The sequence below is a fragment of the Mesonia algae genome (assembly GCF_003253545.1).
GTDB classification, from domain to species: Bacteria; Bacteroidota; Bacteroidia; order Flavobacteriales; family Flavobacteriaceae; genus Mesonia; species Mesonia algae.
Genome location: NZ_QKYV01000004.1, coordinates 200213 through 213294 on the forward strand (window position 1 = coordinate 200213; position 13082 = coordinate 213294).

At 31.8% G+C, this 13082-nt stretch carries 12 protein-coding genes, 1 tRNA gene and 1 other RNA gene; 6 read left to right on the forward strand and 8 right to left on the reverse strand.

The features are described 5' to 3' along the window. Window position 1: 1 nt before the first annotated feature. Together LX95_RS08315 and LX95_RS08320 are read right to left on the reverse strand one after the other, a co-directional pair. Window positions 2–697: an SDR family NAD(P)-dependent oxidoreductase gene (locus LX95_RS08315; protein WP_111540979.1), complete on the reverse strand. Its 696-nt coding sequence runs from the start codon at window positions 695–697 to the stop codon at window positions 2–4. An 8-nt stretch (window positions 698–705) separates the two neighbouring features. Beyond that, window positions 706–1167, reverse strand: coding sequence for an SRPBCC family protein (locus tag LX95_RS08320; RefSeq protein WP_111540980.1), 462 nt, complete (start codon window positions 1165–1167; stop codon window positions 706–708). Between the two features lie 131 nt (window positions 1168–1298). Between LX95_RS08320 and LX95_RS08325 the strand changes: the two genes are divergently transcribed. After that, window positions 1299–1853 carry a hypothetical protein gene (locus LX95_RS08325; protein ID WP_111540981.1) on the forward strand — a complete coding sequence of 185 codons (555 nt, stop codon included), beginning with the start codon at window positions 1299–1301 and terminating at the stop codon, window positions 1851–1853. A gap of 65 nt (window positions 1854–1918) precedes the next feature. Here the strand turns inward: LX95_RS08325 and LX95_RS08330 are convergent, their stop codons facing one another. Then, window positions 1919–2926, reverse strand: a complete 1008-nt coding sequence (locus LX95_RS08330; protein ID WP_111540982.1) for a M28 family metallopeptidase — start codon at window positions 2924–2926, stop codon at window positions 1919–1921. Window positions 2927–3086: 160 nt separating this feature from the next. Between LX95_RS08330 and LX95_RS08335 the strand changes: the two genes are divergently transcribed. Next, window positions 3087–3171: transfer RNA gene (locus LX95_RS08335), tRNA-Ser, on the forward strand. A gap of 370 nt (window positions 3172–3541) precedes the next feature. Here LX95_RS08335 and LX95_RS08340 read toward each other — a convergent pair. The 5 genes from LX95_RS08340 to LX95_RS08360 all read right to left on the reverse strand — a co-directional run bounded on the left by LX95_RS08340 (window position 3542) and on the right by LX95_RS08360 (window position 10508). Further along, the gene (locus LX95_RS08340; RefSeq protein WP_111540983.1) at window positions 3542–4222 is read right to left on the reverse strand and encodes a DUF4276 family protein; all 681 of its coding nucleotides are present in this window, start codon (window positions 4220–4222) and stop codon (window positions 3542–3544) included. A 5-nt stretch (window positions 4223–4227) separates the two neighbouring features. Continuing rightward, window positions 4228–5325, reverse strand: coding sequence for an AAA family ATPase (locus tag LX95_RS08345; protein ID WP_111540984.1), 1098 nt, complete (start codon window positions 5323–5325; stop codon window positions 4228–4230). Window positions 5326–5525: 200 nt separating this feature from the next. Then, complete coding sequence (locus LX95_RS08350; RefSeq protein WP_111540985.1) at window positions 5526–6104, reverse strand: hypothetical protein; 579 nt, start codon at window positions 6102–6104, stop codon at window positions 5526–5528. A 234-nt stretch (window positions 6105–6338) separates the two neighbouring features. Continuing rightward, window positions 6339–8795 (reverse strand): TonB-dependent receptor, encoded by a 2457-nt coding sequence (locus LX95_RS08355; RefSeq protein WP_111540986.1) that lies wholly within the window; start codon window positions 8793–8795, stop codon window positions 6339–6341. A 12-nt stretch (window positions 8796–8807) separates the two neighbouring features. Next, entirely contained in the window at window positions 8808–10508 is a 1701-nt protein-coding gene (locus LX95_RS08360) for a M23 family metallopeptidase (protein WP_111540987.1), read from the reverse strand. 174 nt (window positions 10509–10682) lie between these two features. Here LX95_RS08360 and LX95_RS08365 point away from each other — a divergent pair, with 174 nt between their 5' ends. From LX95_RS08365 to rny, 4 genes are all read left to right on the forward strand, one after another. Then, window positions 10683–10973 (forward strand): cell division protein ZapB, encoded by a 291-nt coding sequence (locus tag LX95_RS08365; protein WP_111540988.1) that lies wholly within the window; start codon window positions 10683–10685, stop codon window positions 10971–10973. Window positions 10974–10979: 6 nt separating this feature from the next. After that, entirely contained in the window at window positions 10980–11270 is a 291-nt protein-coding gene (locus LX95_RS08370; protein ID WP_111540989.1) for a cell division protein ZapA, read from the forward strand. A 61-nt stretch (window positions 11271–11331) separates the two neighbouring features. Beyond that, window positions 11332–11439: non-coding RNA, 6S RNA (gene ssrS, locus LX95_RS08375), on the forward strand. A 45-nt stretch (window positions 11440–11484) separates the two neighbouring features. Beyond that, complete coding sequence (gene rny / locus LX95_RS08380; RefSeq protein WP_111540990.1) at window positions 11485–13056, forward strand: ribonuclease Y; 1572 nt, start codon at window positions 11485–11487, stop codon at window positions 13054–13056. Window positions 13057–13082: the final 26 nt, after the last annotated feature.

Here is a 13082-nt window from a genome sequence, read left to right on the forward strand (position 1 = left end):
CTTATACTTTTAAAGTTGACATTCCGCCATCAAGATGAATTACCTGCCCCGTCATCCAACTACTTTTATCAGAAAGAAGGTAAGTAGTTGCATTTGCAATATCTATTGCTTCTCCCACACGTTTAAGCGGATGTCTTTCATTCATCAATTGTTTTTTCTTGTCATTGTTTAAAATATTGCTGGACAAGCTGGTGTTGGTGAGGGAAGGAGCTATTACGTTAACCCTTATTTTCGGAGCATATTCTGCAGAGAGTGCTTTGGCAAAACCTTCAATTGCTCCTTTAGAAGCAGCAACGCTAGTATGAAAAGGCATCCCTAATTTAACCGCCACGGTACTAAAATAAACAATACTAGCTTGATTAGATTTTTTTAAACGAGGAAGTATTGCTCGGGTACAATTTACTAAACTAATAAAGTTTTTATGCAAATCATCTTCAAAATCTTCTTGTTTAAGCATTTTAAAGGGTTTTAAATTGATTGTGCCAGGGCAATAAATAAAACCATCTAATTGTTCTGGCAGATCTAAATCTTCTAAATTATCTTTGTAAGCATCAAATGTGTGGTGAGTTACATTTAACTCTTTTAAGTTATCATTAGTTCTTGAAGCTACAATAACATTGTTGTTAGTATGCAGTTGTTTTACAACTTCTAATCCGATTCCATGGCTACCGCCGATGAGTAAAATATTTTTCATAATTATGAATTTTAAAGAGTTCCAAACATTTCAGTAAGTTTACTTTTCCTATACTCAAATATTTCTCTTAATTTAGGTTTAACCAGAAAAGGATGCACCATCTGACCTAAAACTCCTAAGGGTAATTTATAATCTACAATATCTTCCATTTGTACCCCACCTTTAATTTCTTTAATAAAGTGTTTATGATGCCATAAGGAATAAGGGCCAAAACGTTGTTCATCTACAAAATATTCGCCCTCTTTTACGTGAGTAATTTCAGTTACCCATTTAGTTTTAATACCAGCAATAGGGGTAACTATATATTGAATAATCTGGCCAGCATACATGCTTTTATTTTCTTCAGTCAATATATTGAAGCCCATATAATCTGGAGTAATTACTTTTAGATTTTTAGGATTGGATAAAAAATCCCAAGCTTCAGTAGTTGATATAGGAAGATTTTGCTTTTCGTGTAGTCTATAAATTTTCATAAAGCTAAATTAATATATATTTTGTTTAATGTAAAATAAAATAAGTTAAACAAAAGTTATTCTTTTCATTTTTACTTGAGTTTACATTTTTAAAAAATTACTTTTATTATATATTAATAAAAATCAAATTTATGAAGAGCGTTCTCGCCTTAAGTTTAGTGTTAACACTATTTGCTTGTAATGGCACTAAAACTATTAATGATGTATTTTCTAACGAAGAAAACACCGATGATAAGCAAGAGATGTCAAATTATATAAATGAAATAAGTTTAGTATCGGGTTGTTTATCAGGAGGAGAATGTAATTTTGAAGTAATGCAAAATACGAAAATGGATTTCAAAACAGATTCAGCTAATATGCTTTATCCAGATTTTGTAGACGCTAAAGATACAAATACTGTAAAGTTTGTATATAATGAAAATGCAGATAAAACTGAAACAGACGGTCATTATCGCGAAGAAATCTATTTTGAAGTAAAAGACGGAATTGATTCCATAAACCTAGAAAATGCAGAATTAGCAGATATTAACTTTCTTTACGGAAGATTCTGTTATTGCAAGGGTAGTGCAGGTTATTTTAAGGTGAAAGAGGGAACATTGTTGATGGAAGAAGGAAGATTAATTATTAGTTTCGCAAATGGTCAAGTACCTCAAAAATTATCAAAAATCACTGCCGATTACAAGTAAATAATTTCAAATAAAAAAAGCAGCTCTTTGGAGCTGCTTTTTTTATTTGAAATCTATTTGATGATTTAGTTAGCTTTATCAACCACTAATCTTTCATCTCTATTGGCAACTTCCCAAGCGGTATAAAAAATAAGTTTAGTTCGCTTAGTCATTAATTCGTATTCAATTTTGTCTGGTGTGTCGGTTGCTTTGTGATAATCTGCGTGAGTTCCGTTAAAGTAAAAAATAACAGGAATATTATGCTTAGCAAAATTATAATGATCACTTCTGTAATAAAAGCGATTAGGGTCGTTATCATCATTATAGGTGTAATCTAAGTCTAGATTCACATATTTATTGTTTACTTCTTCTGATAAATTATGCAGATCTGTACTTAATTTATCACTTCCGATAAGATAAATATAATCATCCTTACCTTCGTGAGCAGGATCAATTCTACCTATCATATCCGTATTTAAATCTGTTACTGTATTTTCTAAAGGAAAAATAGGGTTCTCGGTGTAATATTTTGAACCTAATAAACCTTTTTCCTCACCAGTTACGTGCAAGAACAGGATCGATCTTCTAGGTCGGTAACCATCTTTTGCTGCTTCTTGAAAAGCTTCGGCGATTTCTAACATAGCTACTGTTCCTGAGCCATCATCATCTGCTCCGTTATAAATATTACCTTCATCGTCCACGCCGATATGATCATAATGAGCAGAGATCACGACAATCTCTTCAGGAAACTCACTACCTTCAATAAATGCAACTACATTTTCTGAATCATTATATCTATCGTTAAAATAACTTGATGGTATTATTTGGTAGTAATCATCTCCGCCTAAAGGAGAAGGTACGTCCATTTTTTTATATTCTTTTTTTAAATACTCAGCAGCTTTCTTTTGTCCGGGTTCACCTGTATCGCGACCTTGAAACTCATCTGAGGCGAAAGTATAAAGGTGATCCTTTAATTCTGTAACTGTAATTGAATTACCGTAGGTTTCTACATTGGCTTCAGATACTGCTTTGTCTTTTTGAACGCTACAAGAAAAAATTGTTCCTATGGCTGCAAATAATAAAATTTTTCTCATCATTTATTTTAGCTTAATTTATAGTGGTACAAGGTATTAAATTAATGAGAATTTTATCTAATAGAAATTCTTAAAAAAAAAGTATAAAATTATTTTTGTGAATTGAAAAAAGCTTTTATATTTGCACTCGCATTCAGGGAATACCTGATGAGGCACTCAAGGAGAAATGGCAGAGTGGTCGAATGCGGCAGTCTTGAAAACTGTTGAGGGTCACACCTCCGGGGGTTCGAATCCCTCTTTCTCCGCTTTAAAAGCTCGTAACTTCAATGTTTACGGGCTTTTTGCTTTTAGTTAGTCAGCATTTAGTCAGCATCTCTGAAAATCATACAAATGCTTAGTCAACTTTATTGGCATTTTAGCAAAACTCTAAAAGATATAGATATATAAATAGACAGGTTTTGTTCCTCCAATTAATTACCTCTTCATTTTTATAGAATAATTATATGGTATAAAGAAAGGGGCTTATTAGGTTTGTTGTGTCCCTGTAAGAGTTCTTGATTCTGAAAATATTTTTGAAAAAAACATTGAATGTTAGGGGGGAGGGCGTATTAAAATCTCACTTTCTTTTTGATATTATAAGAGGGGCATTTATATATAGTCCCTAGTCCCTCAATTTTACTCATTAATTTTAAATATTAGATTTTCAACCCAAGCACTAAATCTTGGACATTGGTCAAGTATCGTTTCTATACCAATAATTGTGGCTATATCTTCTCCATCATTAGTTTTAACGTAGATATCTTTATATTTATTTAAAATCTTTTCTAGACGCTTAGAAGGTGATGTGTGGGGACTATCATTAATATCCTCTGGGTTGGGATACCTATTCCTCACATTTTTTAACTCTCTTAATATTCTGATATCGTCATATTTAAAATCAAAACCTTCATCTGATGAAAAAAGTAATGCCTCAAACTCATGTACTTGGATGTAAGGAATAAAATACCTAGTATTTGTACCCAAATCGGAGATATAATCATTCATCCCTTTTTCTAAAATTTCCGCACCTAAGGCAGCATTACTTTGATTTAATTTAGCTTCCGCATAATAGCGAAAATTATGAATAGGTAGAATGCCGTAATAATCAAAAAAAGTAGTTACAATTTTCCCTTTTTCACTTAAATGATTTCTTAATTCTGTAAAAATTTTAGAAAACTGAACCATACCTCCTTTTGTATGATTAATTGGTGTAACGGTCATGTGAACTCCAGTTTTCTCATATATGTAAGGAACTAAAATTGAATAAAAAACTCTTACTTCAGTTTGACCTTCAACGATGCAATGAACCCTTTTCATAACTTTTAATACGGTTGTCCTTTAATAATATTTTTTAACCATAATTCTCCTAAAGAAAAATCATTTAACCATTTATTTAGGTCCTTGTCCTCCAATCGATTAAAAACGGACTGATTATTAAATCTATCTACTGTAATTATATCTTCTGGGTCAAAATTACTTACTAGATTAACAGATTGTGTTGAGATAATAATTTGACATTTAACAGAAGCTTTTTTAATTAATCCTGCTAATTTATTTATAGCTACTGGATGTAATCCTAACTCAGGTTCATCAATAATTATTACCTCTGGTAAATTAGGTTGCGTCAATAAAGCAGTTAATGCAATAAAACGGATTGTTCCATCAGAGAAATGATTTGCATTAAAGGGTGTATCTGGATGATTAATTTCTCTCCATTCTAAATTTATTCTTTCTTCATTTAATCTATCGGGTTGCAATTCAAATTTTTCAAAATAAGGAGCAATAGACTTGATGGTGTGTTCAATTCTCTTAAAATATTTTGTTTGCTTTTCCTGAAGTAAATATAAATAAGCAGCTAAATTCCCTGCATCTTCTCTTAATGATATATTATCATTTAACATTGCTGGAGTTCTAAGTGCAGATGTATCACTGGTATCGTGAAAATGATAAATTTTAAAGTTCCTTATGTAATTATTGACATAATATGAAATACCTTTATTATTGTTTTTAAGTACGCTTTCTTTTGAATTTGAATTAATTACATTCCAAGACCAGCCACCTCCATAAAAATCAGTCAATCCTCCCTTTGACTTATTAAAGTATGTAATTTCTTCATTTAAAAATAATGTATTATTATCCGTTCCTTCTAGATTGAAACCATATGCATTTTTATAATCAAATTCGAGATATCCAGATATTTCTTTAGATTCTTTTCTACCGAAATGCAACAGATTCTCAGCACCTCTTTTGATAGAGTAATTTTCTAGTCTTTGTTCGTAAATATTATTAACGAGTTTAAAAAAAGATATAAAATTGGATTTACCAACTCCGTTCGAACCTATAAGAACGTTAATCGGTTTTAAGTTTAAATCGAGTTCTTTTATTGATTTAAACCCTTTTATTTCTATCTTATTTATCATTCTAGTATATAAGGATATATTACAATAGCTAAAATATTAAAATGCTATGTAGCAAATGTAGATTAAATATAACTTTATTTAAAATATCATTCGAACTGTAATAGAATAAATTTTCTGTTTTTAAAAAAGTGTTTTTCAATCCTATAAAGATTTTTGCTCTCTTTTATATATTTGACTAATATTCGAAAGTCACATTAAAGTTAATAATAACCAATTAACGGCTGGAATTTTTTAGCCAGTTGCTTTTCTAAAACTGTAACTAAATATTTCATATCCTTATCAAAAGTGATATAGTGTAATTTTAATTCTCCAAACTCTATTGGGTCATACCAATGAAATAATTGCATACCTGCGGTCGTTTTGTAACGACTGTACCCTAAATGAGTTACTAACCTTCCCCAAAAACCAGTTTGAACTTTACCCACATATAATATTTTAGTATCAGAGCTAAATGTTTTTTTGTAGGAAGAAGTATATCTATAATTTGGATGAGAAAAATCTTTTTTTAAAGGTTCTCTATAACTCTCTATTTTTTCTCTTATTTGTTGATTTTTATCTGAAGACTCTAACTCAAACCAATATAAAACTGGTTGCTTAACCTCCTTGATTTCTTTAAATTCAGGAATCGTTTCTGTAATGTTCTTTTCATTTAAATAATCTTTGTGAAAGAAGGTCTGATTAATAACAATTGAATCAATTTGTTTATCTAGAATATTAGATTGTAATTTTTTTAAACTCTCTATAGATTCCTCAATAAAATCACTAAATATTTCATTCATAATTATCATTTATATTTTATCCCATTCCATCAATAAAGATCACTTCTAGCATTTATTTATCTCTCAATAAGTATTTGGATTTTTGAAGAATATTTATGAAAATTGGCTAAAATGTCCAAGACTCATATGTTCTAAATAAAACTAGCTTATTTTATTAGGTGAGTTATGAAATCGGGTAATTAGCAGATTGGTTTTGCGAAAACCTAAAAGATAATATCTAGTAAACACTTTTATTTAAAATCTCATAGATAGCTTCACGTTAAAAACCCGTGGAGATAAATAATTAGGTATTGAATATAACCTCTTGGTGTATACATCTCTTACAAAAGTATTGGTAATAGAGTTTTGATTATCAAATAGATTAAAAATTTCTATTCCGATATTTAACTCTTCAAATACTTTTAACCAATTGGTGTTGGTATTATTTTCAGAAGGATCTACAATTACATAAGAAAAGCCAACATCTGCTCTTCTGTAATCTGGTAAACGGGTTTGATAATCGTATGGATCTGCATAATTAGGAGAACCCCCAGGCAATCCAGTATTATACACTAAATTTAAATACATTTTTAAGCTTGGTATTTTAGGAACATAATCCTGGAATAACACAGCGAATTTTAGACGTTGATCGGTAGGGCGTGAGATATAACCTCTGTCGTTTATGTTCTCTTCGGTTTTTAAATAACCAAAACTTAACCAGCTCTCGGTTCCCGCTACGAACTCACCGTTTAACCTAAAATCAAATCCATAAGCATATGCTTCAGCAATATTAGCAGCCTCATAACGTATTCTAACATTTTCTAAAGTATAAGGATTTACATCAGTTAACTTTTTATAATATGCTTCAGAAACCAATTTAAATGGTCTGTCTCCCATTTTAAAACTATAGTCATTTCCTAATACAAAATGCACCGATTTTTGAGCTTTTACATCTGGATTAACTTCGCCCGTTTGTCCTCTTAACTCCCTATAAAAAGGAGGTTGATAATAATACCCTCCAGAAAGTCTAAATAACATATCTGCTTCCCAATTGGGCTGAATGGCAAATTGAGCACGCGGACTAATAACGCTTTGCGCGGAAGCGGTTTCATCATCATTAGTTACCGCCCAAGTATGAGAACGTACACCAGCGTTAAACCAGGCATCACTTTCTCCTAAGGTAGTTTTGTAGCTCCATTGTACATAAGACTGTATTCTATTAATTTGAGTAGAATTAAACGCTCTTACACTATTAAAAGATTCTAAGGGAGCGTTAAAAGCTTCATAAGGCTGATTGTTTTGAAAATCTTCAAAAGGAGGTCTTATAGAAAATCCAGCAGAATCTATAATTTCATATTCCTGAATACGGTCTCTAATGTCTTCATGTGTATATTTAATTCCATAATCAATTTGATGATCTTTAATTTTTAAAATTCCTTTATGTTCCACATTGAAAATTAAAGCATCTAGATCGTTTCTTGCGTGGGTAAGTTGAGCTCCAACACCTTCAGAAAATTCAACTTCTCCAAGATCTGAGCTTCCAATATCAGTATTTACATCACCTAATCGATATTCTGCTAAAATATCATAATGTTCTTGCTCTTGCGTATTGTAAACCGAACCAATAAGCTTAGCGGTATAATTATCTGAAATTTCATAAGAGCCTTTTAAAGCCGCGAAATAGGTTTCGTATTGATCTTTCTCTTGTCCTTCATAAAAGATAAGTAAAGCTTTAGGATCTTGAATGGTACCAAAATTGGTTTGTCTCGTAAAGGGTTCGTAGTCGTATTTATTGATAGAAACATTTCCTAAAAAACCTAATTCAAACTTATCATTTACTTGATAGCTAAGATAAGTCTGAGCATCGGCAAAGCGAGGTTTAAAGTTACTTTCTGTTTCTTTAGCGTTTACAAAAAGACTGTTATCTCTATACCTTAGACCTAAAATAGCAGACAGCTTCTTATTTTTAGAAACACCTTCTATAGATGCGCTTGCTCCTAATAAACTGGCTTGGAGAGAAGCTCCAAAATCTACAGGTCTTCTATAGTCAATGCTTAATACAGAAGAGAGTTTATCTCCGTATTTGGCTTGAAAACCTCCAGCAGAAAAGTCAACATTTCTAACCATATCGGTATTTACAAAGCTTAAACCTTCTTGTTGTCCAGAACGAATTAAAAAAGGACGATAAACTTCTATTTCATTAACGTAAACGAGATTTTCATCATAGTTTCCTCCTCTAACGGAATATTGTGTGCTTAATTCATTGTTAGAAGAAACTCCAGGTAAAGTTTTTAGTAAATTTTCTACACCGGCATTGGCCCCCGGTATTTTTCTTATCGTTTTAGGTGAAATGGTAATAAGGCCTTCTACTTTACTTCTTCGATCTCCTGTAATAATTACGGTACTTATTTGCTCGATGTCAGTTTTTAAAACAGGATTAATTTCTTTGTCTTCACCTTCTTTTAAATTAACTGTAAAAACCACTTTTTTAAATCCTACATAGCTAATGGTTACGATTACATTTTTATTTGCAGGTATAGCGAGATTATAAAAACCGTTTTCATTCGTAAGTGTTCCGCCATCTAGATAGCTAACATTCACAGATGGAATAGGGGTGTCGCTTTCATCAAGTATAATTCCTTTTATTTGGGCAGTTTGCGCAAGTAAAGTCGTAGAAAATAGGAGTAGGGCTAAGTAAAGAAAACTTTTCAAAGGATTGTAGGTTTAATTTTTTCTGAAAAATGTACCTTCAAATGTAGTACTATTTCCTACATTATCAAGTACGATAAGTTTTAATTTGTTTTCGGTTTCTTTTATGATATCATCCTCAAAGTAATATACCAGTCTGTCTGTTTTATAATCATACTCCATCAATATAAATTTTCCGTTAATAGTAGCTCGGTAGCCCCCAATATTGGTGAGTTCATCTTCAATTTTAAATATCAATTCATTTTCACTAGACATCCATCGTTTTTCTCTAAAATTTATAGGAGTAATCTTAGGTCCTACATTATCTTGTCTAAGTTCATATTTACCGAAAGTTTTTGTGCTAACGCTAAAACGGTTGTTTTTCTTATAAGTGTCTACGTAATATGCAGCTCCCCAATCGGTCATTCTTGCTACATATAGCTGTTCTCTATCTTTTACGGTGTAATTGCTTACATCAAAACCAATAGTCATATTTTTATGTAGAGGAGTGCTGTCGTGATGTACTTTTATTCCTTCTCCGTCTTTTTGTATATCTAAATAAGCGTCTTCATATAAAGCGCCTTTAGGAATATAAATATCAAAACCATCTTCGTCAAAAGCGATTGCTTGTCCTGCTTTTGCAAAATAAGCCGTGCTGTCAATTTTTTTAGGAGTAATCTCTTCCAAAGGAAAGGTTTTACTAGTAATAGGAACTTTAATAGTACTGGTGTTTCCTTTAAAATCTTTTACTTCTATCGTATAATTATAGTCTAAGCTATCTTGAACATTTACAAAACCTTTTTCCCCATAAGTGGTAATGATGCTTAAAGGGTTATTATCTTCTTTAAATAGTTTTTGTACACGATTTCGTTCATTCTTATAGTAAGCATAGTCTATAAAACGATTAATATATCTACTTTCAGAAAAAGAGAACTTTTTAAAATCTATTTGCATCAATTTATTTCCGTTAACGGAAGTTTTTATTTGATATACGCCATTTTTGTTGGAAGCAAAATCTAACCGGTCTACTGTAGAAACCCCAAAACCTAAAGTGCCGTACGCTTCAAAATTTTCAGTAATATAATTTCCGTTTCCTAAAGGAATCACTCTCAATTTTTGTCGGTTATTATTTTGATTAACGTGAGAATTTTCTCCCTGCGGATATACAAACACTCCTTCAATTAAAGGATGAGAATTATCTTGAATATTAAAACCAAAGTCTAAAGGATTCATTGGGCTTGCTGCAGCGTCTCTAATTTCGAAATGTAAATGCGGACCGCCACTACCGCCACTGTTTCCGCTGTAAGCGATAAGTTCGTTTTGTTTTACAGGCAGTTCGTTAGCTTTAGGAAAAACTTCTACTTCATAGCTTTCTTTTGCATACTGTACCTTTCTAATATAGGCTTGTATGGCTGGAGAGAATTTTTTTAAGTGTGCATAAACAGTAGTGTAACCATTGGGATGTTGAATGTAAAGGGCTTTTCCATAACCAAAATGGGAAACTTTAATCCTACTTACATATCCTTCCGCGGAAGCGAGGACGTTTAAACCTGTTTTTTGATGAGTTTTAATATCTAATCCGCTATGAAAATGATTGGATCTTAATTCGGCGAAGGTACCCGAAAGAATTAAAGGGATTTCTAGCGGACTTGAAAAGTAATCTTGCGGTAAATCTTCTTGCGCTTTTACAGGAGAGCAGAGGAATAATGGTAACAAGAGTAAAAAAATAAATCTCATAAATAAGGATTAGAAATATGGTTAACTTTAAATATAGACTAATTATTATAAAAACAAAATATATTGATGAAATCCAGCGAAGTAACGCAATCTTTTAAAATAGATAAAGAAAACTGTTGCCATATTGATAAAGGTATGTTAACTTTGTATAGATAAGTATTACGTGAATAGCAGATGAGTAATTTGATTGAAATAGTTGATTCACTTGAAAATAAGATTAGTAAACTACTACATAAATATGAACTTTTAAAGCAGAAAAATAACGAATTAGAAGAAATCATAGAAGAAAATAAAAGTAGAATACTAGAACTTCAAACTGGTTTAGAGTCACTTTCACAAGAAAATCAAACACTAAAATCTGTTAACGCTATACTAGGCAGTAACGAACACAAAAGAGAAACAAAGCTCAAAATAAATAGCTTAATACGAGAGATAGATCAATGTATTGTTCAACTCTCTGAATAATTTTGAATGAGTGACAAATTAAAAATAAAACTATCTATAGCAGACAGGGTGTACCCCTTAACCATTGCGCCAAGCCAAGAAGAAGGTTTGCGTAAAGCTGCAAAAAAGATAGAAGAAGTTATTAAGCAATTTGAGCAGAGTTATGCCGTTAGGGATAAGCAGGATGTATTAGCAATGTGTGCTTTACAATTTGCAGCAAAGACCGAACAGCATTCAATAAATAATGATAAAGAAGTGATTGATGCAAGGCAAAAATTAAGCGACTTGGTTGCAGTTTTGGATGATCACTTAAAATAATAACGTTCTTTAAAATAAAAACAAAGGTTTACTGCCTGTATTAGTTATTTATATTTGATAAACTCAACACTTATTCTTTTAAAAAGGGTGAGTCTAAGTTGTAAAAGCAAGCCGTCTTAGAACGGATCCTTGATCAGCTTGTTAGCCCTATACTTGTTTAAAGGAGTTTATACAAAATCTATGCTAATACAGGCTTTTTTTATATATAAAATTTATGGATATACAATTAATTATAGGAGCAGTCATAGGAATAATAGTAGGAGCTATTATTGCCTATTTTATCGTTAAATCATCGCAGAGCAAGAGCGCAAATTCTATTGTTGCAGAAGCAAAAAAAGAAGCAGCGTCTATTTTGAAGGAAGCTAAAGCGGATGGAGAAAGTAAAAAGAAAGATAAAATTTTACAGGCTAAAGAAAAGTTTATCGAACTTAAGTCTGAGCATGAAAAAGTTATTTTATCTAGAGATAAAAAAATTGCTGATGCAGAAAAGAGAACAAGAGATAAAGAATCTCAGGTTTCATCTGAACTATCAAAAAACAAGAAATTAAATAAAGATTTAGAGGATAAAGTAAAAGATTACGATTTTAGAAACGATTACCTAGAAAAGAAGCAGGAGGAGATTGATAAAGTTCACCAAAATGCAATTAAGCAGTTAGAGGTTATTAGTGGTGTAAGCGCAGAAGAAGCAAAAGCTCAATTGGTAGAGTCATTAAAAGAATCGGCTAAAACTGATGCTATGGTGATTATTCAAGACACGATTGAAGAAGCTAAAATGACGGCTCAACAAGAAGCAAAAAAGATTATTATTAATACGATCCAGCGAATTGGAACAGAAGAAGCAGTAGAAAATTGTGTTTCTGTATTTAATTTAGAAAGTGACGATGTAAAAGGTAGAATTATTGGTCGTGAAGGGCGTAATATTAGAGCTATTGAAGCGGCAACAGGAGTTGAGATCATTGTAGATGATACTCCAGAAGCAATTATTCTTTCTTGTTTTGATTCAGTTCGTAGAGAGGTAGCAAGACTTTCTCTTCATAAGTTAGTAACTGACGGACGTATTCACCCTGCACGTATCGAGGAAGTTGTAAAGAAAACTCGTAAGCAAATTGATGAAGAAATTATTGAAATAGGTAAACGTACCGTAATCGATTTAGGAATTCACGGCTTAAACCCAGAATTGATTAAGATTGTTGGTAGAATGAAGTATCGTTCTTCTTATGGACAAAATCTATTGCAACACTCTAGAGAAGTAGCAAAATTATGTGGTGTAATGGCAGCAGAATTAGGTTTAAATCCAAAATTAGCTAAGCGTGCCGGATTGTTACACGATATAGGAAAAGTGCCTGATACAGAAACAGAAGTGCCTCACGCAATTTTAGGAATGCAATGGGCAGAAAAATACGGAGAGAAACCAGAAGTTTGTAATGCGATTGGAGCTCACCACGATGAAGTAGAAATGACTTCATTATTGTCGCCAATTATTCAAGTTTGTGATGCTATAAGCGGAGCAAGACCAGGTGCAAGGCGTCAAGTGTTAGATTCTTATATTCAACGTTTAAAAGACTTAGAGGAAATTGCATTTGGCTTTACTGGAGTTAAAAAAGCATACGCTATCCAAGCAGGAAGGGAATTAAGAGTGATCGTAGAAAGTGAAAAGGTGAACGATGATAAAGCATCTAATTTATCTTTTGAAATCTCTCAGAAAATTCAAACTGATATGACTTATCCAGGTCAGGTTAAAGTAACTGTAATTAGAGAAACAAGAGCAGTAAATATAGCTAAGTAAAATATTTATTAGGACATAAAAAAAGC